This is a genomic window from Bradyrhizobium lablabi, from assembly GCF_018129385.1.
Lineage (GTDB): Bacteria > Pseudomonadota > Alphaproteobacteria > Rhizobiales > Xanthobacteraceae > Bradyrhizobium > Bradyrhizobium lablabi_C.
Genome location: NZ_JAFCLN010000002.1, coordinates 265700 through 286466 on the forward strand (window position 1 = coordinate 265700; position 20767 = coordinate 286466).

A 20767-nucleotide genomic window follows, 5' to 3' on the forward strand; every position below is an offset into this window, starting at 1 on the left:
GCGGGGCCGCGACCGCGCCATAAGCCCCTGAAAAAACTGAGGGAAAAAGCGCTTTGCGGGCGCTTTAAAAAGTGGTCTGAAGACCCCAGATGGGCTATATGATTCCGCACCTAAGAACTCACGGATTCCCCTTTGTCCGATAGCGAAGATGACAAGCCCGGCGAACCGCCGGTGCCCTCCGATATTCGTCCCGTATCCATTCTCGACGAGATGAAGCGCAGCTACCTCGATTACGCCATGAGCGTGATCGTGTCGCGTGCGCTGCCTGATGCGCGCGACGGCCTCAAGCCCGTGCACCGGCGCATCCTCTACTCGATGTACGAGAGCGGTTACGAGTGGAACAAGCCGTACCGCAAATCGGCGCGCACGGTCGGCGACGTCATCGGTAAGTATCATCCGCACGGCGACCAATCGGTCTATGACGCCTTGGTTCGCATGGCGCAGGACTTTTCCATGCGCGTGCCGCTGATCGACGGTCAGGGCAATTTCGGTTCGGTCGACGGCGATATGGCGGCGGCGATGCGCTACACGGAATCGCGCCTGACCAAGGTCGCGCAGCATCTGCTCGACGATCTCGACAAGGACACCGTCGACTTCGTTCCGAACTATGACGGCCAGGAGAAGGAGCCGTCGGTCCTCCCGGCGAAATTCCCGAACCTGCTTGTCAACGGCGCCGGCGGTATTGCGGTCGGCATGGCGACCAACATACCCCCGCACAATCTCGGCGAGGTCATCGATGCCTGCATCGCGCTGATCGACGATCCGGCGCTCGGCATCGACGACCTCATCAAGATCATCCCGGGTCCGGATTTCCCGACCGGCGGCATCATCCTCGGGCATCAGGGCATCCGATCGGCCTATCACCTCGGCCGCGGTTCGATCGTGATGCGCGGCAAGGTGACGATCGACACCATCCGCAAGGATCGCGAAGCGATCATCATCACGGAGATCCCCTACCAGATCAACAAGGCCAGCATGGTCGAGCGCATCGGCGAACTGGTGCGCGAGAAGAAGATCGAGGGCATCTCCGAACTGCGCGACGAATCCGACCGCGAGGGGTTCCGCGTGGTCGTGGAGTTGAAGCGCGATGCCGTGCCCGACGTGGTACTGAACCAGCTCTATCGGTTCACGCCGCTACAGACCAATTTCGGCGCCAACATGGTGGCGCTCGACGGCGGCCGGCCGCTGCTGATGAACCTGAAGGACCTGCTGACGATCTTCGTCGCGTTCCGCGAAGAGGTCGTCACCCGGCGCACCAAGTTCCTGCTCAACAAGGCGCGCGACCGCGCCCACGTCTTGGTCGGCCTTGCCATCGCGGTCGCCAATATCGACGAAATCATCCAGGTGATCCGGACCTCGCCCGATCCCGCCACCGCGCGCGACCGCTTGATGGAGCGTGATTGGCCGGCGAGGGACATCGAGCCGATGCTCAAGCTGATCGACGATCCGCGTCACCGCCTCAATGACGACGGGACCATCCGCCTGTCGATGGAGCAGGCGCGCGCTATCCTCGATCTGCGCCTACAGCGCCTGACCGCGCTCGGACGCGACGAGATCGCCGAGGAACTCGAAAAGCTCAAGGTCGAGATCGCCGACTATCTGGACATCCTGCGCTCGCGGGCGCGGGTGCAGGCGATCGTCAAGACCGAGCTGGCCGAGATCAAGGCCGAGTTCGCCACGCCTCGGAAAACCGTGATCATCGAGCAGGAAGGCGAGGTCGAGGACGAGGACCTGATCCAGCGCGAGGACATGGTCGTGACCGTCTCGCACGCCGGCTATGTCAAGCGCGTGCCGCTGTCGGCCTATCGCGCCCAGCGCCGCGGCGGCAAGGGCCGCGCCGGCATGCAGACGCGCGATGAGGATTTCGTCTCCCGCCTGTTCGTGGCTTCCACGCACACGCCGGTGCTGTTCTTCTCCTCGCGCGGCCAGGTCTACAAGGAAAAGGTCTGGCGGCTGCCGATGGCGGCGCCCAATGCGCGCGGCAAGGCGCTGATCAACATCCTGCCGCTGGAGCAGGGCGAGCGCATCACCACCATCATGCCGCTGCCGGAGGATGAATCCTCCTGGGCCAATCTCGACGTGATGTTCGCCACGACCGGCGGCACCGTCCGCCGCAACAAGCTCTCCGACTTCGTCGACGTGCGCCGCTCCGGCATCATCGCCATGAAGCTCGGCGAGGGCGAGGCGATCGTCGACGTGCAGATCTGCACCGAGCGCGATGACGTGCTGCTGACGGCCGCCGGCGGCCAGTGTATCCGCTTTGCCGTACCCGAGGTGCGCGTGTTCACCGGACGCACCTCGATGGGCGTGCGCGGCATTGCGCTGGCGGAAGGCGACAAGCTGATTTCGCTCGCCATCCTGCGCCATGTCGAGGCGACCTCGGACGAGCGCTCGGCCTACCTGAAGATGCGCCGCGCGGTCGCGGGCGAAGCTTCGGCCGAGGAGGGCATCGAGGCGGAGACCGAAGAGGCATCGGGCGCGATCCAGCTCTCGCAGGAACGCTATGCCGAGATGTCCGCGCTGGAGCAGGTGGTGCTGACCGTGTCCGTTAACGGCTACGGCAAGCGCACCTCGTCCTACGAGTACCGCACCACCGGCCGCGGCGGCAAAGGCATCGTCGCGATGAGTGTCAACGACCGAAACGGCAAGCTGGTGGCGTCCTTCCCGGTGGAGCACAGCGACCAGATCATGCTGGTCACCGACAAGGGCCAGCTCATCCGCTGCCCGGTCGAGGACATCCGCGTCGCCGGCCGCTCGACCCAGGGCGTGATCGTGTTCGACACCGCCGAGGACGAGCATGTGGTCTCGGTCGAGCATATCGGCGAGGAAGAGAACGGCAATGGGAATGGCAACGGAAGCTGATCCGTCGCGCCGCGCCCTGACGTAACGTCCTTCAAAAACGAAGAAGCCCTCGGGGGGCATCCCGAGGGCTTCGATCCAGAGCAACCTGGACGTCCTGGAGCGGAATTACGGGTTGCGGTCGGCGGTCACCAGCCGGGCTTCGCGGACGATGGTGTTGGTGCCGGCGGAGCGCAGGCAGGAGGCTTCGAAATTCGGCCAGGCCTTTTCGGAGCAGTCGCGGCCGACCTGCTTGATGTCCAGGCGGTCGCCCTTGGCCAGGGCTACCGGCACGCTGGCTTCGACCTGCGGTGCAAAACCCGGAAGAACGGTGAGAGCGGCAGCGATGAACGCGGCTGCGGCCAGCGCAGAAATTGCCTTGATCATGACGGTCCCCAAGTCATCGGGCCGTTTTTGGCCCCCGTTTGATGGTGAAGAAGTAACCAAGCCGGGTTTCCGGACGTCTTCTCGGCCGGCGAAAATGGTTTCGTCACATCCCTGTTTTGTTTCGTGGCCGCCTGCGGGACGAAACATTCCCCCGGCAGACGCGCTCAGACGGGAAGTGGTTCATTGGCCGGGCGAAAATCGGCCGGTGGCCGAGGTGTGAACCGGGGCGGCTTGCCCGGCCGCCCGGGGCGGGCTAGGGAGGGGCCATGCCCCGCATCGCGCTCTATCCCGGCTCCTTCGATCCCGTTACCAACGGCCATCTGGACGTCGTCCGGCACGCCGTGACGCTCTGCGACAGGCTGATCGTCTCGATCGGGGTGCATCCCGGCAAAAAGCCGCTGTTTTCGACCGAGGAGCGGCTGGAAATGGTCAAAGCCGTCTTCGAGCCGGTGGCGAAGAAGGCCGGCTGCGCCTTCGACTGCAATACCTACGACAACCTCACGGTGACGGCGGCACAGAAGGCGGGCGCCACCATCATGATCCGGGGCCTGCGCGACGGCACCGACCTCGATTATGAGATGCAGATCGCGGGCATGAACGAGACCATGGCGCCCGAGGTGCACACGGTATTCGTGCCGGCCTCGCCGGCGGTCCGCCCGATCACCGCCACACTGGTGCGTCAGATCGCGGGCATGGGCGGCGACGTCTCCGCCTTCGTGCCGCCCGCGGTCGCCAAAAGCCTCAAGACCAAATTCAGCTAACGCCTGTTTCGCGGCTCCACTCTTTCATCCGATCCGGAGTTTTCATGATCCGAGCTCTCGCCCTCATCGCCGCGCTGATCTGCGCCGCTCCCGCCATCGCGCAGCCGCTGCCGGCCAATCTCGACAAGGCCAACGCCATCGTGATCGACACCAACAAGGGCCGCATCGTCATCAAGCTGCGCACGGACCTCGCGCCCCAGCATGCCGAGCGCATCAAGCAACTCGCGCGCGACGGCTATTACAACAACGTGCCGTTCCACCGCGTGATCGAGGGATTCATGGCGCAGACCGGTGACGGCAAGAACTTCAACGGTACCGGTGGCTCGAAATATCCCAACCTGGCCGCCGAATTCTCCAACGTGCCGTTCAAGCGCGGCATCGTCGGCATGGCGCGTGCCGGCGATCCCAATTCGGCCAATTCACAATTCTTCATCATGTTCGCCGACGGCTCGTTCCTGAACGGCAAGTACACCGTGGTGGGCGAGGTAGTCTCGGGCATGGATGTCGTCGACAAGATCAAGCGCGGCGAACCGGTCACCGATCCCGACAAGATGGTGAAGGTGCAGGTCGCATCCGACATCAAGTGAGTGGCGGCGGTGCGATGCGGCAAACCACTCCTCTGGTTTGCGGCACTGCTATTGCTGCTGCCGGTACTGATATCGACGGCACAAGCCCAACAGCTCGACACCCTCAAGGATCTGTTCGCAAGACTGCAAGGCTGCTGGAAGGCGCCGCCCTTGTCGCGGGCCAGCCCGATGGACATCACCGTCGTCGTCAGCTTCAACCGCGACGGACACATCCTGGGCCGTCCGCGGATCACTCATGAATCGGAGCGGGCTAGCGATCACGACCGTTTGCAGTACCGGCTTGCGGTGATGGAGGCATTGCAGCGCTGCACGCCGTTGCCATTTACCGAAGCACTGGGCGGCGCCGTTGCGGGCCGGCCCCTTGCAATTCCATTCAGGACCAGAAAATCCACACCCAAACCAGCAGAGAGACAAGTATGGCTGTCACCGAAAACACTTTGATCCTCGAAACCACCCAGGGCCCCGTCACCATCGAAATGCGCCCGGATCTGGCGCCCGGCCATGTGGCGCGGATCAAGGAACTGGTGCGCGAGGGGTTTTACGACGGCATCGTGTTCCATCGCGTGATCGAGGGCTTTATGGCCCAGACCGGCTGTCCGCACGGCACCGGCACCGGCGGTTCCGGCCAGAAGCTGAAAGCCGAGTTCAACAAGGAGCCGCATGTGCGCGGCACCGCCTCGATGGCGCGCGCGGCCAGCCCCGACTCCGCCGACAGCCAGTTCTTCATCTGCTTCGACGATGCCTCCTTCCTCAACGGCCAGTACACGGTGTGGGGCAAGGTCACCGAGGGCATGGAGAACGTCGACAAGATCAAGCGCGGCGAGCCGGTGAAGGACCCCGACAAGATCGTGAAGGCCCACATGGCGGCGGATGCGGCCTAACTCCACCTCCTCATGGTGAGGAGCCTGCACAGCAGGCGTCTCGAACCATGCGGCCACTGAACCATCCGGGCCTCATCCTTCGAGACGCGCTTTCGCGCTCCTCAGGATGAGGGTCGGCAGGGTAACGCGCCATGCGCACCGACCTCTTCGACTTCGACCTCCCGCCTGAACGGATCGCGCTACGGCCAGCCAGCCCGCGCGACTCCGCGCGCATGCTGGTGGTGCAGCCCGATGGTGTGCTGCGCGATCGCGCGATCTCCGATCTGCCGGCCTGGCTCGAGCCGGGCGACCAACTCGTCGTCAACGACACCAAGGTGATCGCGGCCCAGCTCAGGGGACGCCGCATCGGCCGCGAGACCGAGCCGAAGGTCGACGCAACGCTGATCAAGCGGCTCGACGGTTCGCGCTGGCAGGCGCTGGTGAAGCCGGCGAAAAAACTCGCTGCCGGCGATCGCATCCGCTTCGGCAACGAAGGCAAGGTGTGCCTGCTCGGCCATCTTGACGCCGAGGTCGAGGCCAAGGGCGAGGAGGGCGAGGTGACGCTGTCCTTCTCGTTCCATGGACCCACGCTCGACCAGGCAATATCGGATCTCGGCAGCCCGCCGCTGCCGCCCTACATCGCGTCAAAGCGCACGCCCGATGATCAGGACGCGGCCGATTACCAGACCATGTTTGCGGCCAATGAGGGTGCGGTCGCGGCGCCCACCGCCGGGCTGCATTTCACGCCGCCGCTGGAGGCTGCGCTACGCAACCACGGCGTCGGCCTGCATCGGCTGACGCTGCATGTCGGGGCGGGAACGTTCCTCCCGGTCAAGGTCGATGATACTGCCGAACACCGCATGCATGCGGAATGGGGCTGCGTCACCGCGGCGACGGCGGGCGCGCTGAACGAGGCGCGCGCGCGTGGCGGCCGCGTCGTCGCGGTCGGCACGACCTCGTTGCGGCTCCTGGAAAGCGCGGCGGCGCAGGACGGCACCATCCAGCCCTATACCGGAGAGACCTCGATCTTCATCACGCCCGGTTACCGGTTTCGCGCGGTCGACATCCTCTTGACCAATTTCCACCTGCCGCGTTCGACGCTGTTCATGCTGGTTTCGGCCTTTAGTGGGCTCGAGACGATGAAGCAGGCCTATGCGCACGCGATCAAGAGCGGGTACCGGTTTTATTCGTACGGAGATGCGTGCCTGTTGTTTCGTGCGCCGGACTGAACCTAGCGAACGATGATGATGGCGGACGAGACTGGCCTGGCGCGCCTCGTTTCGCCGGGAACGAACTGGGCAAACACGTCCCTGACGCGGCTGGCCGGCGTCATATCGCGCGAATAGCGAAACTCGTATGGCGCCGGCATTTGCTCCTGCCGAGGCGCGTAGGTGGCGCTATCGAACAGCGACGCATCGAAGCGCGTGTTGCTCTCGTTATCACCGAAGCAAGCGTCAAATACGAACAGCAATGCGAGCAGGGCAGATCCAACATAACCAAAATATTTACCGACGGGCATAATCTGAGCGAGCCTCCTTTTCGAAGGAGGTTGCACCGCGCGCCATCAAGGGCGGGTTTAAGCCCGCCACGCTTTTGCCAAGGTGGTTGGCTGCCGGTTGGCAATTTGCGGATAATTTTAATGAACGGGTGGCGGACAACGGCGCAATCGCGCCGTTGTCCGCCGAGGCTTCACGCCATTACGCGCTGCGGCAACAGTTCGGCGATCTGGATCGCGTTGAGTGCGGCGCCCTTGAGCAGTTGATCCGCCGCCACGAACATCGAGATCGAGTGGCCTGAGGGATCGCTGAGATCCTTCCGGATGCGGCCCACCAGCACGTCGTCCTGGCCGGAGGCGTCGATCGGCATCGGGAAATAATTCCCGGCGCGATCGTCGATGATCTTCACGCCCGGCGCGCCCGCCAGCAGCTTGCGCACGTCGTCCTCGCCGATCGGCCGCTCGCATTCGAAGGTGATGGCTTCGCAATGGGCGCGCAGGACAGGCACGCGAACGCAGGTGACGCCGACCGCGATCTTCTCGTCCTCGAAAATCTTGCGGGTTTCCTTGATGACCTTGGTCTCTTCGTCGTTGTAGCCGGTCTCGGGGTCGACCGTGGTGTTGTGGTTGAACAGGTTGAAGGCGTAGGGGTGCGGCAGCACCTTGGGCTGGTAAGCCTCGCCGTTAAGGCTGGCGCGGGTGGATTCCACCAGCTCTTCCATCGCGGCGGCGCCGGCGCCGCTGGCGGCCTGGTAGGTCGAGATGATCAGGCGCTTGATGCGGTTTTGGCGGTGGATCGGCCAGAGCGGCACCAGCGCGGTGATCGCGGCGCAGTTCGGGTTGGCGATGATGCCCTTGTGATCCCGGATGCGGCCGGCGTTGATCTCGGGGATGACCAGCGGCACGTTCGGATCCATCCGGAAGGCCGAGGAATTGTCGACCACGACGGCGCCGGCCTGCACGGCGATCGGCGCGTACTTCCGGGAAATGCTGCCGCCGGCCGAGAACAGGGCGATGTCGACATCGCGGAAAGCGTTCTCGTTCAGCTCCTCGATGACGATCTCGCGGCCGCGGAACTGCAAGGTCTTGCCCGCCGAGCGGGCGCTCGCCAGCGCCTTCAGCTTGCCGATGCGGAAATTGCGGCGGTCCATGGTGGCGATGAATTCGGCGCCGACGGCGCCGGTCACGCCGACAATCGCTACAACGGGATCGTTACTCACTTTAATTCTCCATGTTTGTGATGCGGGCAACAAAAAAGCCCCGGACCTTTTCAGGCGGGGCTTCGGATGAAGTCGATGCGACCTAACTGACTACGCGCGCACGCCTCCCGAACCCCTGATGGGTTTGGTGGTTTTGGTCGCGGTTTTGGTGGTCAGCGTCATGGCGCGGACTTATGCGGGAGAGTTTTGGCGCCGTCAACGGCTTTTCACCACAATCCGGACTGCAACAGCGCCGGCCTCGTCATTTTGCCGGCCGGCGCCCCGGGGGTTCAAGGATGACCTCCTTCAACTCGCTGCCACTGATCACGACGATCGCGAAATTCAGCCTGCCGCGTTCGCGGATCAGTCCGCCGCTGATCGCCTTGCCGGATGCCGCATGCTCGGCCACCCGCACGGCTTCCGGCAGCCGGTGCCGGACGGCCCTGAGCGCAGCCAGATTGTTGCGGTCGTCAGCGTCGAGCTCCGTCAGTGGGAGCGCGGCGGCGCCGCCGACGATCCTGCCGGTGGCGGCATCGACGGCGTGCTGCCAGATGCGATCATTGTGCAGGATTTTAACCCGGTAGACCGGCAAGTCCGACGCGCCGTCGAAGCTGACATCGGCAGTCGTCGAGCCCGCGTGGAGCGCTTCGGCAATCGCCATCGCCTGGCTGAGCGAGATCGTTGACCCACGGAAGAGCTCGAGCTCGCGGTTAATCGCTGGCTGGCTGGCTTCGGCTCCGTCGCCGTTCCCGGTGTAGGGCGATGCTCGCTCGTCCGTTGATGGGGCGATGGCATAGGCCGGGGCAGGAAGGGGCAGTGCCAGAATCATGACCGCAAGCAAGTGTCTCCAACCTCTCGGCATACGCATTCTTGCAGTCTCCAACCTTGGGTCCAACTCTGCCGTCGGATGGGCAGGATCGTCTCGAACAAAGGCGCGGCCGACCCTTTGAGCGGGCGGGTCGGCCGCCGAGCGTCGCAACGAGGCTGTACCTCGTTGCGACGCTCGAAGCGCGGCGCGCGCCCGGCGGGGCTGTCGAACGCGGAGGCCGCATCTTGCCTATAATTAAACCATACCGTATCGTTTTGTTTCGGTCAAGGATGGGTCGAGCCGCGGCCTGCGGGAAATTCCGTTCTCACGGAATTGTCAGCGGGAGGGGCGCCGCCGGATGGTTGGTTGGGAAGCGGACCGGCTGCGGCCCGCCGGGCCAAGCGCGCCCGCCAGGAAAAGCCTGATTGCCGATCGCATGCGCTTTTCGGCCGCCTTTATCTCAAGGGGCATGCCGAACGTCGCCATGCGGTGCGTGTGACCGACAACGACGTCGAGGAATACCTCGGCGGCGATTGTCGTATCCTCGACGTCGAGTGCACCTTGCGCCACGAGATGATCAAAGAATCGCGCTGTGGTGGCGACCGCCTTCAACCAACCTTCTTCCTCGCCGAGCTTGGCGAACTCGGGAAAGTTGATCGACTGCGCCGTCAGCATGCGGCTGAAGGCCGCGGCATCGGGACCACAGGTGAATGTCAGCATCTCGCGCCCGACATCCACCAGGCGCTGTTCGGCCGAGATGTTCGCAGGGCTCGTGAGCTGTACTTCGGCAGCCTTCGCAAGCGGAGCAAGCCAGCGTGCAATCTCGCGTCTCAGCACCGCCGCGAACAGCCCGCGCTTGTCGCCATAGCGCGCGTAGACAGTGGGCTTGCTGACCCGCGCAGCTTCCGCGACCGCATCGAGCGAGGTCGCATCATAGCCGCGATCGAGGAAGAGGCGCGTGGCGACCTCGATCAGCCGTTGATCGCGCTCGAGAGCGGCGCTCTTCGTCGGCCGGCCGCCGCGCGATTTCGGCACATCGCGTTTTCCCGGTCTTGCCTTGGTCGCAGTCAATCCCATGCCTGTTGATCCCTGCGCGATAGGGACAATCGCTACGCTCTATAACGTGCGGCCATCGGCGCGTCATCGCCAAACTGGACGAATAGCCCCTGTTTTCAACGACCTAGAGCGAGATGACTTTTCTTCGAATCGTCATCTCGCGCTAGCTCTTTGTTTGAGCATGATCTTTTCGGAAAACCGGTGCCCACTTTTCCGGATCATGCTCTGGATCGAATGCCGGTGCTTCGGCTTAGGGAAGCTCCGAACTCCATGCCCTGCCGGCCGCCGCCTTCTCGTATCCATACTGATAGAGGGCACGCATATAGGCGGTGTCGAATCCGTTCGAAGACGAAGACGGGTAATCGCGCTCGATATAGGAGAGATGGAAACCAAACCGATTCCGCCTGGCGAAATCCCAGGTCGAGAAGATGACGGAGCGCGTCTGCGACTGGGTGATCGACGACAGGCTGCGTGAAGCCACGTCGATCGTGCCGTTGGGCACGAGCTCGAAGGTGCGTTCGATCTTCTTGTTGACGAGGATGTAGATGTTGAGGCGGCCGTCCCCCGGCAGACGATTATGAAACAGCAAGGCGTCCGGCACCGTGAGAACGGGGGTCGTCACGCCGCCATCGACATGCATCTCCTGAAACCGCCGGCCCTGGCCTTCGGCTTCGATCAGGATCGGCGGAAACACAAGAGGAATGCTGGCTGACGCAGCCATCACGTCGCGGAACAGGTGCAGCGCGTCGGGCGAGCCGATCGCGGCAATCTTCCCCATGTCCCAGATGGCGGTGCGCTGGGTATCGAGGTCGGTGGTTACGACGAGTAACCGGCGCCCCCTGGCATGTTCGCGGGCGACGGCGGCCATTATCTCGGGGCCGACATAGCGGGCGACCAGCTCGCGCAGCCGCGTGTTGCCGAACAGGCCGGACCCAAAGAGCACGCGCATGATGCTGGGATCGTCCAGCAGGCTTTCCGCGATACCACCGGTGTAAACCTCTCTCAGCGTATCGTCGTACTGCGGCCCGAGAAATGCAAAGGGGGCGATCAGACCGCCCGTGCTTACGCCGGATACGACCGAGAAGATCGGACGGGTACCAGCCGCGGTCCAGCCGTTCAGGACGCCGACGCCATAGGCGCCGTCGGCACCGCCACCGGAGAGCGCAAGATAGGCTCTGGTGCCGGAAAAATCGCGCTTTTCGAAACGAAAGTTCGCGATGGGCTCGTCCGTGTAGCGCCTGAGACCGTCGAGGTTGAGCACGCGGGCACTGCTGGCATCGGCCTCGGTGTAGGGGGTACGCGGCAGGGACGTGCAGGCGGCCAGCGCAAAGCTGCACAGCACGGCGACCGCCTTGCGCAGACGAACGCCGTCGGACCGGACGGAAAGTGCAGTTAGAAGAGAGGAGAAGAGCATTCGCCGCCGGTACCGTTCACGCAATTGCTATCGCCGCCAGCGTCACTGTGGCGCTTCATCCGCCTTCTGATAAAACTATACGGTATCGTTTTGTTTAACAAGACAAGCCGATTGTGTCCAGGATTGGGCAGGGCGATCTGATGCGGGCACGCAGCGGTTGATCGGCATTCCCCGGCAAGCAATAAGCAGCCGCATGAACCCTCCCAACCATTTTGAACTCCTAGCGACCAACGGCGAGGCCCGGGCCGGCCGCCTGGCCACGCCGCACGGTCTGGTGCAGACGCCGGCCTTCATGCCGGTCGGCACGGCCGGCGCGATGAAGGGCATGCACTGGCGCGACGTGCGCGATGCCGGCGCCGACATCGTGCTCGGCAATACCTATCACCTGATGCTGCGGCCCGGCGCGGAGCGCATCGCGGCGCTGGGCGGTTTGCAGAGATTCACCGGGTGGGGCGGGCCGATGCTCACCGATTCCGGCGGCTTCCAGGTGATGTCGCTGTCGGAGCTGCGCAAGGTCACGGAGCATGCGGTGACGTTCCGATCGCATATCGACGGCACCAAGGTGGAGCTGTCGCCGGAGCGCTCGATCGAGGTGCAGCGGTTGCTCGGCTCCGACATCGCGATGCAGATGGACGAATGCGTGCGGCTGCCGGCCGAGCGCGGCGACATCGAGCGTGCGATGCTTTTGTCATTGCGCTGGGCCGAGCGCAGCAAGCGCGCGTTCGAGAGTGCGCCCGAAGGCTACATGCTGTTCGGCATCGTGCAGGGTGGCGACGTGCCGGCGCTGCGCCAGACGAGCGCGCGAAAGCTCGTGGAGATCGGTTTCCACGGCTATGCGATCGGCGGGCTGGCGGTCGGCGAGCCGCAGGCAGTGATGCTGGCGATGATCGAGGAGAGCGCGCCGCTTCTGCCCACAGACCGTCCGCGCTATTTGATGGGCGTCGGCACGCCCGAGGATCTGTTGGAGGCGGTAGCGCGCGGCATCGACATGTTCGATTGCGTGATGCCGACCCGCAACGGCCGCCACGGCATGGCATTCACGCGCTTCGGCCAGATCAACCTGCGCAACGCCCGCCACGCCGACGACCCGCGGCCGCTGGACGAAGAGAGTTTGTGGCCGGCTGCGAAAAGCTATTCGCGCGCCTATCTTCACCATCTCGTGCGTTCAGGGGAGACGCTGGGCGCGATGCTGCTGTCGGAGATCAATGTCGCGTACTATCAGCAGCTCATGCGCGATATGCGCACGGCGATTTGCAGCGGCACATTTGAAGCATTCAAAAATGAAACGCGCGCCGGGTGGGCGCGCGGTGACATCGCTCCAACGTGAGCGCTTCACAACTCAGTTACATTGGAAGCGCTTCACGGAGTGTTTTGTGACAAAACCATAACCGCAGGTGTCGCACGTCCACAGATACGAGATGACGTGGTCAGTCAGGTACGCCGATGCTTCCGCGGCAACCATGGAATCTGCGCAGACCGGGCAGGTTGGTAGATCACTTCCGCGCGGGTCGGGTTGAGACGCGATGGTCGACAGAATTTCAGCAACTGCTGGCATCGTGACCTCCTTTGCGTTCAGAACCTGGGTTTCCACTCACGACGAAAGTATACACTGAAATCTTTGACGCTGTCGCAACACAAATGCGTTGGCTTTGCGTTATTTGAAGAATTTCAATAGTTCCCGATTTTGCGATGCAGCGAATTCTTTGATGCACGCGTTGCACCTTGCGCGTAGCCATGCGGTGCACCTAACTTGGGGAACTGCAATTCCCCCGCACATCTCGCCAACAGGAGCGCTTGCGATGGACGCCTCGTCAACCACGGGTGCAGTGCACCGTCCCGGCCGCGGCCGCGTCTTCGATTCCATCGTGGACGCCATCGGCGATACGCCGATCGTGCGCCTGCGCAAGCTGCCGCAAGCCCACGGCGTCAACGCCACGATTTTAGCAAAACTCGAATATTTCAACCCTGCGGCGAGTGTGAAGGACCGCATCGGGGCTGCGATGATCATCGCGATGGAGAAGGCGGGCATCGTCAACGCCGACACCGTGCTGATCGAGCCGACCTCGGGCAATACCGGCATCGCGCTCGCTTTTGTCGCGGCCTCGCGCGGCTACCGGCTGAAACTGGTGATGCCGGAATCGATGTCGATCGAGCGGCGCAAGATGCTGGCCTTCCTCGGCGCCGAGATCATTTTGACGCCGGCGGCGCAGGGCATGAAGGGTTCGATCGCAACGGCGGAGGAGCTGGTGCGGACCACGCCCAATGCCGTGATGCCGCAGCAGTTCAAGAACCTCGCCAATCCAGAAATCCATCGCCGCACCACGGCGGAGGAGATCTGGAACGACACCGGCGGCAATATCGATTTCTTCGTGGCCGGCGTCGGCACCGGCGGGACCATCACCGGCGTCGGCCAGGTGCTCAAACCGCGCAAGCCGTCGCTCCGGATCATCGCGGTCGAGCCGGAGGAAAGCCCGGTGCTGTCGGGCGGGCAGCACACGCCGCACAAGATCCAGGGCATCGGCGCCGGTTTCATTCCGGACATTCTGGATCGCTCTGTCATCGACGAGATCGTCAAGGTCAACAGCGCGACCGCGATCGAAACCTCGCGCGCGCTGGCGCGCCAGGAGGGTATTCCCGGCGGCATCTCTTCGGGTGCGGCGATTGCCGCCGCGCTGGAGGTCGGCAAGCGGCCGGAAGCGGCGGGCAAGACGGTGCTCGCCATCGTGCCGTCGTTCTCCGAACGCTATCTGTCGACCGCCCTGTTTGAAGGAATCTGATTCATGCCCGACCAGCCGCGACGGCCGCGAACCCTGAACGATGCCCGCACCGAAGCGGAAGCAGCCTTCAAGCGCACCACGACCAAGCCGGTGGAAGCCCCGCCGAAGCAGGCGGCGATCCCCGGCGTGCGTGAGCAGGTGACGCTGCGCATCGACCAGGATGTGCTGGAATACTTTCAGGAGGGCGGTCCCGGCTGGCAGGACCGGATCAACGAGGCGCTGCGCAAGGCGGCGGGGAAGTAAGCATACCCGTCATCCTGAGGCGCCCTCGCAAACGCGCGGGCCTCGAAGGATGAATCGGCCACCGACGGGCCGTCGCCCTTCGAGGCTCGCTTCGCGAGTGCCTCAGGGTGACGGTGCCGAGCATTGGATCAGCAGAACAAAAAGCCCGGGAGATGATCCCGGGCTTTTGCCTGTCTGAGGCGATCACGGCTCAGCGGAGCATGCCGCCCATCACGCCGCCGATGAAGCGGCCGGCGCCGGCGGGATCCGGGCCGTGGGAGCGTTGTTGTTGATAGCCGCCGCCACCGCCTCCGCCACCACCGCTGCTGGCGCGGCGACGCTGCTTCGGCTCCTCGTCGCTGGAGCTCGCGGTCGGCGTAGTCGCCACGATTTCGGTCAGCAGCGCCTTGTGCTGGAGCTTGTTGAGATAGCCGCTGGCGGGATAGCCACGCGCGGCCTGCCAGCGCTTGATCACCGAGCGGGTGGATTCGTTGAACGCGCCCGTGACCTTGTTATCGAAGCCGAGGCCATTGAGGCGGCGCTGCACGTCGCGGCGCTGGCCCTTGTCGAGGCCGATCTGGTCCTCGGTGAGCTGGCTCGATTCCGCGGTGAAGGTTGCAGGATCAATGCCGGTGGTGAGGTTGCGGGTCTGGCTGTCCTTATCCGTCTTGCCGCTTTCCAGCGCTGCCATGCGCGACAGCGCCAGCGGCCTGAACTGGCCGTTCGGGTAGTTGGTCAAATAGGCCTGTAGCTCTTCGGGCTTGTTGGAGTCCTTGATCGAACGCCAGAACTCCACCTCGACCTCCGAACCCGGCGTAACAGCAGCGACGGCGGGCGCGCTCGGCGCGGCGCCGGGGGCGGCCGGGGCGGGCGCGCCGTTGAGGTAGACCGAGCCGATCAGGTTGGTGTGGCCCCAGGGAAGCTGCCCCTTGTTGGTCTCCTCGTTGACCTGGGCGCGGACCTTGGTCATGGCCTGCTGGATCTCGACGCCGGGCTGGGTGATGTTGGCGAGCAGCGCGCGCGTGAACGGTGAGTTGCCGCCTTCGGTGCCGTCAAGCGCGGTCTGGCCGGGGCCGGTCGCAAACGCGATGAGGGTGCCTTCGCCCGACTTCATCTCGGCAAGGCCGGTCTGCACGTTGACGCTGCGGGTCGCCGAGTTCGACTTGATCTTGGCGGCGAACGGATTGTCGCGGCAGGCATCGAGGAACACCAGCTTGACCTTGGCATCGCCCATGGTCTGCTCGAGTGTGAGGTCGATGTTGATGGCGGCCCCGAGCTTCACGTCCATTTCGGATTTGATGTCGGCATCGACCGGCAGGAGATAGTTGGTGCCCGAGATGGCGATGCCGTGGCCGGCATAGAAGAACACGGCGACGTCGGCGCCTTGCGCGCGCTTGCCGAAATCGAGCAGCCGCTCGGTCATCTTGTCGCGGGTGAGGTTGGAGCCTTCGACCACTTCGAAGCCGACATTGCGCAGCGCGCCGGCGATCGCCTTGGCGTCGATCGGCGGATTGGGAAGCTGGGCCACGTTCTTGTAGGTGCCGTTGCCGACGACGAAGGCGACGCGCTTGTCGGCCTTGGCGCTGGTCGCCGCAAATGCCATGCAGACCAGCGAAACGATGAGGGTGAAGTAGCGCATTGGAAAATACCCCGCAGAATCGAAAACGTTTTGGCAGTAACGCTGCCACACAGACTACATGAAACGGCCATGCTTCGCGCCAGAAAAAATTGAGCGCCCGTGCCCATCTTTCAGCGCCGGCCATCGGCCGCAACGGTTACGCAGCCGGCCGCCAAGGCTGCGTGATCTGGATCACAAATGGCAGAGGAATCGGGAAGGAAATTCTGTGGATGTCAGGTACTTGCGCGCGCCGGCGCGGGACTGCCCGGCCTCAGGTTGAGGAAATTGCCGGTGAGGATCAGCGCCGCGCCAAGCACGGTGAAGGCATCCAGCCGCTCCGAATAGAGCAGCCAGCCCATCAAGGCGGTGAGCGGAACCCGCAGGAAATCCATCGGAACCACGACGGTGGCATCGGCGTATAGCATCGCCCGCGTCATGCAATAGTGCGAGAACGTGCCGCAGAAGGCCACCACGATAGCCCAGCCCCACGCGGTCGGCGATGGCCAGGTCCACACATAGAGGCCGGGGAGCAGACTGCCGACGACCTGCACCAGAGCCATGTAGAGGACAATCGTCACCGTCTGTTCGGTGCGGGTCAGCGACTTCACCATGGCCACGGAAACGCCAAAGCCGACGGCGGCCGCAAGTGCGATCAATTGCCCGATATTGATCTCACCGGCCGCGGGACGAACGATCGTGACGACGCCGATAATGCCGAGCACGATCGCGCCGAACTTCCAGAGCGTGACGCGCTCGCCGAGAAACAGCGCGGCGACGATGGCGGTCCAGATCGGCATGGTGAATTCGATCGCCACGACCTGGCCGATCGGAATCAGCGTCAGCGCAAAGAACCAGCCGAGCTGCGCTCCAAAATGGATGGTGTTGCGCCCGATATGCAATGGCAGACGCTGGGTTCTGATGGCCGCAAAACCGCCGGCGCGATGAATCAGCGGATAGAGCAGGAGGAGCCCGACGCTGGAGCGGATCAGGATCAGTTGGAACACGTTCAGCTCACGCAACACCTCACGGCCGGCGACCGTGATCATCAGCATCAGCGCGAGCCAGCCGGCCATCCACAGCGCGGCCATCGGTTTGGAGGGGGTGCGTTCCATCGGCAGGAGTTTCAAAGCGGGGAGGCCGGTATGTTCGACCTTGCCTGCCTTTGCAACGGGCAAATCTGCCGACCCCGCGATGCGCGAGACGATTTTCGCAGTGGGATCATCGGCCTGAACGGTGCTAAGGAAGCCGCCTGTTCCAGGGAGGAATTTTCATGCGCATTCTGCAACCGGCCGAATGGTCGAAACCGCGCGGCTTTTCGCACGGCGTTACCGTGGATGGCCCCGGCAAATGGGTGGTGCTGGCCGGCCAGACCGGCGGCGACGAGAAGGGCGACTACGCGCCCGACATGGCGGCCCAGGTCGGCTCGGCCTTGAAGCGCATCGTCAAGCTGCTCGGCGAAGCAGGGGCTGGCCCCGAGCACATCGTGCGGCTGACCTGGTATCTGACCAGCCGCAGCGAGTATGAGACCGCGGGCGCGGGCATCGGCGCGGCGTGGAAGGAAACGCTCGGCCGCAACTTTCCGCCGTCGACGCTGCTCTATATCGGCGGCCTCGTCGACGAGAGAGCAAAAGTCGAAATCGAAGTCACCGCTTTCATCCCGGCATAGGAAACTCTTCGGACGATGACCCAACGAAAAACTTCAGCGGATTTTGTCACTGCCTTCGCCACCGGCTGGCCCGAGAGCCAGCCTGACGTCCTGGTGCTGTCGCTGACCACGCACAAGGGCGTGCAGGATTTTGCGCTCACCAAAGAGCAGGCCTTGCTGATCGCAAAAACCATGAAGGAAACCGCGGACAGGCTGCAAAAGCCGAAAACCGCGTAGACAAAATACCCTCGGGGTTCAGCCCAGGGCTATCGCATATGACCCATTGAGCGTGTGAGCGAGCCCGGCCTTCATGGTTCGAGACGCGCCGCAAGCGGCGCTCCTCACCATGAGGGTCCTAGGATTTTACTGCGAAACAAGACCTCATCCTGAGGAGCCCGCCAAAGGCGGGCGTCTCGAAGGATGGCCACAACGAAGTCGCCTCATCGAGTCCTCGCTCATATGCGATAGCCCGGGGGTTCAGCCCGAGGGTATGATCTGCCTTATTTCGACATCGACAGATCGGCGCCGCGGAAGATGTTGTCGGCGCGGATCGTGATCGACTGCTTGTTGCCCGCCGTGCGCAGGCTGATATTGGCGTTAAAGCCGGCGGCGGTCGCCACCACCTGGAAATTGCCGCCACCGCCGCGGCCGGCAAGGTTGCCGCCGACATTGCGGCTGGTTTCGCTCCAGGTGCCGGAAACCTCGCCACCCTGTGCAACCACCTCGGCGCGCAGGTCGAACTTGTAGGCGTCGCTGGCGCAGGTCAAAACCATACTCATGCTGCCGCCGGGCACGGTGTAGGTGGCGCGGCAGCGCAGCCGCTCCTTCGAGCCGTCATCCAGCGTCACCGTGCCGCCGCCGTGCCAATTGCCCGCCATGCCGGCAAAAGGTCCGCCCGCCTGGGCATGCGCGACGGCGGTTGACGTTACAAAAAAAGCGGCGGCTGCAAATGCGAGCCGCCGCGAATGAGCGAAGGTGCGAGCCAAAGATTTAGCGACGGGAAGCTTCCCATCGACCGCTGCACGGGACGCCCGCTGATGCACCATTCCACTTCCCCGATCCGGAGTTGCCACTGAGTTGACCGTTCGCATATGCACCATTGATCGAGACTCGCACAAGACCCCCGGTGCTGACGCTGCCCGAGATCGGGCCACCCGAAATCTTGCCGTCGGTGACAGTCAGGGTTGAGGTGGTCTGCGCATCGCAACTGCCGGTCTTGGTGGCCACGGTAACCTGCCACAGGCCGTCATAAGGGTGCTGGGCGGACGCGGAAGCGCTGGCGAGGCCGGCAACGAGCAGGGAAGCAGCAAAAAGCAAGCGGATGCGGTTGTGACGCATGAATCAATCCTTCAAATGTCGGGTGATGCTGTAGCGGCTTATTTCGGCAGAATGTGACGAAACTTTGATGCGCCGCAGCATCAAGGAAAGTTCCTGTGAACACAAGCACATCGTGGTGAATTTGGTTCCAGCCACGGAACAAAATATCACTTTGTTTCGCTACTATAATACCCTTTCTAGGATCGACCAGCGAGCCTAGTGCTTGGCTGGCGTCAGGTTGGGCGCCAGGGTAGCGAACTGCTCGTCCTGCGGCTTGGCCGGCAGCGACTTGTGGGCCTTGGCATAGTCGATCACTTCGCCCAGCAGCCGCTGGCCCAACGGCGCCAGCGCGCGTTCCCAGAGTTCCCGGGCAGTCTCGCCCTTGCGGACGAAAACCCAGTCCTGCGCGGCAATGGCGCCGGCATCCATGCGCTCGGCAAGGTGATAGACGCTGCCGCCGGCGATCGGATCGCCTTCCTTGATGGTCCATTCCACGGCGGCGATGCCGCGATGCCGGGGCAGGAGTGAAGGATGATAGCCGATGCCGCCGAGCCGTGCCGCGTGCAGCGCCTCGCGGCTGATGCGGGCGTGGCTATGCGCTGTTACGATCAGGTCGGTGTCCGGCGCAATCTCCGAAGCCGCGACGATCCTGGGATCCGCCTGCACGACGACATCGATTCCGGCGGCCTTGGCGGCACCAGCCAGGCGATCCTCGGGGTCATGCACGATAACCCGGGCGATATCGACACCGCGCTCTCGCAGCATGTTGAGGGTCGTCACGCCAAAATGGCGGGAGCCGACGAGGGTGATCCGCATGAGATTTTCCGTCCGTGGGTAGGCGTCGCCGCCCGTCGATAGCATGTGAGGCGCGCCTGTCCACGCCGGGCCTGAAACACGGCGCGAGGTTATCAACAACGCAACTGTTGCGCCGCTGCCACAAAAAGCAGCAAAAATGTGTCAGCACTATTGATCGATATCTGAGGTTGTGATTTGGATGCAGTGGGAACTACGCATAGGGGCGTTCTAATGAAAAGAAGTGGTTTGGTAATTCTGGCGCTGGCGGCGTCGGTTAGTGCTGCGTGCGCGGCTGACATGCCGGCGGCTGCACGCGCGCCGGTCAAGGCGCCGATATCTCCGGCGTTCAACTGGAGCGGGTTTTATGTCGGTGTGATGGGCGGCTATGGCTGGTCCGATCGGGCCTCGGTCAATGGCTTCGCCACCACGGGCAATGACTTCAGTGGCGGCTTCGCCGGCGGCACGGTTGGTTTCAACTATCAGCCGGTCGGCAGCGCCTTCGTCATTGGTATCGAGGCGGACGCTGCGTGGGCCGATATTGGCCGTTCGACGACTGTCGGCATCGTAACCGTAGCCGACAAGATGCAGGCCTTCGGCTCGGTCACCGGCCGCGTCGGTTTTGCAGCGGACACTGTGCTGCTCTACGCCAAGGGCGGTTATGCCTGGCTGAACAACGAGATCAGCGGGACGGCGCTCGGAGTGACGATTTCCGAATCGCAAACCCACAACGGCTGGACCGTCGGCGGCGGTGTTGAATTCGCCTTCGCTGGCAACTGGTCCGCCAAGGGCGAGTACATGTTCGCGCGCTACAGCGAACAGACCTATCTCGCGGCGCTCGCGCCTCCCGGCCTCTCGGTCGGATTTGACGTGCACACGGTCAAGGCCGGCATCAACTACCGCTTCGGCTGGGGCGGGCCGGTGGTCGCGAAGTACTGATATTCAAGTACTGAGGCTTGAGACTTAAGTCGGCGGATCGGAAAAGGCGCGG

At 63.6% G+C, this 20767-nt stretch carries 24 protein-coding genes; 12 read left to right on the forward strand and 12 right to left on the reverse strand.

Annotated features, from left to right (window positions below):
• The first annotated feature begins 132 nt into the window (after window positions 1-132).
• Entirely contained in the window at window positions 133-2862 is a 2730-nt protein-coding gene (gyrA, locus tag JQ628_RS04785; RefSeq protein WP_212220048.1) for a DNA gyrase subunit A, read from the forward strand.
• Window positions 2863-2967: 105 nt separating this feature from the next.
• Here the strand turns inward: gyrA and JQ628_RS04790 are convergent, their stop codons facing one another.
• Window positions 2968-3225: a hypothetical protein gene (locus tag JQ628_RS04790; RefSeq protein WP_212220051.1), complete on the reverse strand. Its 258-nt coding sequence runs from the start codon at window positions 3223-3225 to the stop codon at window positions 2968-2970.
• 266 nt (window positions 3226-3491) lie between these two features.
• Here JQ628_RS04790 and coaD point away from each other — a divergent pair, with 266 nt between their 5' ends.
• The 5 genes from coaD (at window position 3492) to queA (ending at window position 6662) form a co-directional block, all read left to right on the forward strand.
• Entirely contained in the window at window positions 3492-3986 is a 495-nt protein-coding gene (gene coaD / locus JQ628_RS04795; RefSeq protein WP_212220054.1) for a pantetheine-phosphate adenylyltransferase, read from the forward strand.
• A gap of 44 nt (window positions 3987-4030) precedes the next feature.
• The gene (locus JQ628_RS04800) at window positions 4031-4573 is read left to right on the forward strand and encodes a peptidylprolyl isomerase (protein WP_212220057.1); all 543 of its coding nucleotides are present in this window, start codon (window positions 4031-4033) and stop codon (window positions 4571-4573) included.
• 51 nt (window positions 4574-4624) lie between these two features.
• Window positions 4625-5014, forward strand: coding sequence for a TonB C-terminal domain-containing protein (locus JQ628_RS04805; protein WP_249127485.1), 390 nt, complete (start codon window positions 4625-4627; stop codon window positions 5012-5014).
• Entirely contained in the window at window positions 4990-5454 is a 465-nt protein-coding gene (locus tag JQ628_RS04810) for a peptidylprolyl isomerase (RefSeq protein ID WP_212220060.1), read from the forward strand. Before JQ628_RS04805 ends, JQ628_RS04810 begins: the two co-directional genes overlap by 25 nt.
• Before the next feature lie 131 nt (window positions 5455-5585).
• Window positions 5586-6662, forward strand: a complete 1077-nt coding sequence (queA, locus tag JQ628_RS04815; RefSeq protein ID WP_212220063.1) for a tRNA preQ1(34) S-adenosylmethionine ribosyltransferase-isomerase QueA — start codon at window positions 5586-5588, stop codon at window positions 6660-6662.
• 2 nt (window positions 6663-6664) lie between these two features.
• Here the strand turns inward: queA and JQ628_RS04820 are convergent, their stop codons facing one another.
• The 5 genes from JQ628_RS04820 to JQ628_RS04840 form a co-directional block, all read right to left on the reverse strand.
• Entirely contained in the window at window positions 6665-6952 is a 288-nt protein-coding gene (locus JQ628_RS04820) for a hypothetical protein (RefSeq protein WP_212220066.1), read from the reverse strand.
• Window positions 6953-7122: 170 nt separating this feature from the next.
• A complete protein-coding gene (locus JQ628_RS04825; protein ID WP_212220070.1) occupies window positions 7123-8148 on the reverse strand; it encodes an aspartate-semialdehyde dehydrogenase in 1026 nt (341 codons plus the stop codon).
• Between the two features lie 241 nt (window positions 8149-8389).
• The gene (locus tag JQ628_RS04830; RefSeq protein ID WP_433996102.1) at window positions 8390-8968 is read right to left on the reverse strand and encodes a PepSY domain-containing protein; all 579 of its coding nucleotides are present in this window, start codon (window positions 8966-8968) and stop codon (window positions 8390-8392) included.
• Between the two features lie 303 nt (window positions 8969-9271).
• The gene (locus tag JQ628_RS04835) at window positions 9272-10012 is read right to left on the reverse strand and encodes a TetR/AcrR family transcriptional regulator (RefSeq protein WP_212220075.1); all 741 of its coding nucleotides are present in this window, start codon (window positions 10010-10012) and stop codon (window positions 9272-9274) included.
• Window positions 10013-10241: 229 nt separating this feature from the next.
• Window positions 10242-11405 (reverse strand): patatin-like phospholipase family protein, encoded by a 1164-nt coding sequence (locus JQ628_RS04840; protein WP_212220078.1) that lies wholly within the window; start codon window positions 11403-11405, stop codon window positions 10242-10244.
• Between the two features lie 193 nt (window positions 11406-11598).
• Here JQ628_RS04840 and tgt point away from each other — a divergent pair, with 193 nt between their 5' ends.
• A complete protein-coding gene (gene tgt, locus JQ628_RS04845; RefSeq protein ID WP_212220081.1) occupies window positions 11599-12732 on the forward strand; it encodes a tRNA guanosine(34) transglycosylase Tgt in 1134 nt (377 codons plus the stop codon).
• A 12-nt stretch (window positions 12733-12744) separates the two neighbouring features.
• On the opposite strand, the gene JQ628_RS34420 is transcribed toward tgt, so the two are convergent.
• The gene (locus JQ628_RS34420) at window positions 12745-12960 is read right to left on the reverse strand and encodes a hypothetical protein (RefSeq protein ID WP_249127487.1); all 216 of its coding nucleotides are present in this window, start codon (window positions 12958-12960) and stop codon (window positions 12745-12747) included.
• 244 nt (window positions 12961-13204) lie between these two features.
• On the opposite strand from JQ628_RS34420, the gene cysK reads away from it, so the two are divergent.
• Both cysK and JQ628_RS04855 read left to right on the forward strand, forming a co-directional pair.
• Entirely contained in the window at window positions 13205-14182 is a 978-nt protein-coding gene (gene cysK / locus JQ628_RS04850) for a cysteine synthase A (protein ID WP_212220084.1), read from the forward strand.
• A gap of 3 nt (window positions 14183-14185) precedes the next feature.
• Entirely contained in the window at window positions 14186-14425 is a 240-nt protein-coding gene (locus JQ628_RS04855; protein ID WP_212220087.1) for a BrnA antitoxin family protein, read from the forward strand.
• Between the two features lie 190 nt (window positions 14426-14615).
• On the opposite strand, the gene JQ628_RS04860 is transcribed toward JQ628_RS04855, so the two are convergent.
• Complete coding sequence (locus JQ628_RS04860; protein ID WP_212220089.1) at window positions 14616-16043, reverse strand: caspase family protein; 1428 nt, start codon at window positions 16041-16043, stop codon at window positions 14616-14618.
• A 212-nt stretch (window positions 16044-16255) separates the two neighbouring features.
• Window positions 16256-17134, reverse strand: a complete 879-nt coding sequence (locus JQ628_RS04865; RefSeq protein WP_212220092.1) for a DMT family transporter — start codon at window positions 17132-17134, stop codon at window positions 16256-16258.
• Window positions 17135-17292: 158 nt separating this feature from the next.
• Here JQ628_RS04865 and JQ628_RS04870 point away from each other — a divergent pair, with 158 nt between their 5' ends.
• Together JQ628_RS04870 and JQ628_RS04875 are read left to right on the forward strand one after the other, a co-directional pair.
• Window positions 17293-17688, forward strand: coding sequence for a RidA family protein (locus tag JQ628_RS04870; protein WP_212220095.1), 396 nt, complete (start codon window positions 17293-17295; stop codon window positions 17686-17688).
• Between the two features lie 15 nt (window positions 17689-17703).
• A complete protein-coding gene (locus JQ628_RS04875; protein ID WP_212220098.1) occupies window positions 17704-17904 on the forward strand; it encodes a hypothetical protein in 201 nt (66 codons plus the stop codon).
• 263 nt (window positions 17905-18167) lie between these two features.
• Here JQ628_RS04875 and JQ628_RS04880 read toward each other — a convergent pair whose 3' ends face one another.
• From JQ628_RS04880 to JQ628_RS04890, 3 genes are all read right to left on the reverse strand, one after another.
• Window positions 18168-18713 carry a hypothetical protein gene (locus tag JQ628_RS04880; RefSeq protein WP_212220101.1) on the reverse strand — a complete coding sequence of 182 codons (546 nt, stop codon included), beginning with the start codon at window positions 18711-18713 and terminating at the stop codon, window positions 18168-18170.
• On the reverse strand, window positions 18658-19005 hold the full coding sequence (locus JQ628_RS04885) for a hypothetical protein (protein ID WP_212220104.1): 348 nt from the start codon (window positions 19003-19005) through the stop codon (window positions 18658-18660). The genes JQ628_RS04880 and JQ628_RS04885 overlap by 56 nt, the downstream gene beginning before the upstream one ends.
• A gap of 195 nt (window positions 19006-19200) precedes the next feature.
• Window positions 19201-19800 carry a formyltransferase family protein gene (locus JQ628_RS04890; protein WP_212220107.1) on the reverse strand — a complete coding sequence of 200 codons (600 nt, stop codon included), beginning with the start codon at window positions 19798-19800 and terminating at the stop codon, window positions 19201-19203.
• A 210-nt stretch (window positions 19801-20010) separates the two neighbouring features.
• Here JQ628_RS04890 and JQ628_RS04895 point away from each other — a divergent pair, with 210 nt between their 5' ends.
• Window positions 20011-20715, forward strand: a complete 705-nt coding sequence (locus JQ628_RS04895) for an outer membrane protein (RefSeq protein ID WP_212220110.1) — start codon at window positions 20011-20013, stop codon at window positions 20713-20715.
• The last annotated feature ends 52 nt before the right edge of the window (window positions 20716-20767 follow it).

What these genes read in the sequence shown, in the direction of transcription:
- JQ628_RS04790 (WP_212220051.1), bottom strand. Translation starts at nt 3,225, where the DNA reads ATGATCAAGGCAATTTCTGCGCTGGCCGCAGCCGCGTTCATCGCTGCC.
- coaD (WP_212220054.1), top strand. Translation starts at nt 3,492, where the DNA reads ATGCCCCGCATCGCGCTCTATCCCGGCTCCTTCGATCCCGTTACCAAC.
- JQ628_RS04800 (WP_212220057.1), top strand. Translation starts at nt 4,031, where the DNA reads ATGATCCGAGCTCTCGCCCTCATCGCCGCGCTGATCTGCGCCGCTCCC.
- JQ628_RS04810 (WP_212220060.1), top strand. Translation starts at nt 4,990, where the DNA reads ATGGCTGTCACCGAAAACACTTTGATCCTCGAAACCACCCAGGGCCCC.
- queA (WP_212220063.1), top strand. Translation starts at nt 5,586, where the DNA reads ATGCGCACCGACCTCTTCGACTTCGACCTCCCGCCTGAACGGATCGCG.
- JQ628_RS04820 (WP_212220066.1), bottom strand. Translation starts at nt 6,952, where the DNA reads ATGCCCGTCGGTAAATATTTTGGTTATGTTGGATCTGCCCTGCTCGCA.
- JQ628_RS04835 (WP_212220075.1), bottom strand. Translation starts at nt 10,012, where the DNA reads ATGGGATTGACTGCGACCAAGGCAAGACCGGGAAAACGCGATGTGCCG.
- JQ628_RS04840 (WP_212220078.1), bottom strand. Translation starts at nt 11,405, where the DNA reads ATGCTCTTCTCCTCTCTTCTAACTGCACTTTCCGTCCGGTCCGACGGC.
- tgt (WP_212220081.1), top strand. Translation starts at nt 11,599, where the DNA reads ATGAACCCTCCCAACCATTTTGAACTCCTAGCGACCAACGGCGAGGCC.
- JQ628_RS34420 (WP_249127487.1), bottom strand. Translation starts at nt 12,960, where the DNA reads ATGCCAGCAGTTGCTGAAATTCTGTCGACCATCGCGTCTCAACCCGAC.
- cysK (WP_212220084.1), top strand. Translation starts at nt 13,205, where the DNA reads ATGGACGCCTCGTCAACCACGGGTGCAGTGCACCGTCCCGGCCGCGGC.
- JQ628_RS04855 (WP_212220087.1), top strand. Translation starts at nt 14,186, where the DNA reads ATGCCCGACCAGCCGCGACGGCCGCGAACCCTGAACGATGCCCGCACC.
- JQ628_RS04860 (WP_212220089.1), bottom strand. Translation starts at nt 16,043, where the DNA reads ATGCGCTACTTCACCCTCATCGTTTCGCTGGTCTGCATGGCATTTGCG.
- JQ628_RS04865 (WP_212220092.1), bottom strand. Translation starts at nt 17,134, where the DNA reads ATGGAACGCACCCCCTCCAAACCGATGGCCGCGCTGTGGATGGCCGGC.
- JQ628_RS04870 (WP_212220095.1), top strand. Translation starts at nt 17,293, where the DNA reads ATGCGCATTCTGCAACCGGCCGAATGGTCGAAACCGCGCGGCTTTTCG.
- JQ628_RS04875 (WP_212220098.1), top strand. Translation starts at nt 17,704, where the DNA reads ATGACCCAACGAAAAACTTCAGCGGATTTTGTCACTGCCTTCGCCACC.
- JQ628_RS04880 (WP_212220101.1), bottom strand. Translation starts at nt 18,713, where the DNA reads ATGGTGCATCAGCGGGCGTCCCGTGCAGCGGTCGATGGGAAGCTTCCC.
- JQ628_RS04885 (WP_212220104.1), bottom strand. Translation starts at nt 19,005, where the DNA reads ATGCGTCACAACCGCATCCGCTTGCTTTTTGCTGCTTCCCTGCTCGTT.
- JQ628_RS04890 (WP_212220107.1), bottom strand. Translation starts at nt 19,800, where the DNA reads ATGCGGATCACCCTCGTCGGCTCCCGCCATTTTGGCGTGACGACCCTC.
- JQ628_RS04895 (WP_212220110.1), top strand. Translation starts at nt 20,011, where the DNA reads ATGAAAAGAAGTGGTTTGGTAATTCTGGCGCTGGCGGCGTCGGTTAGT.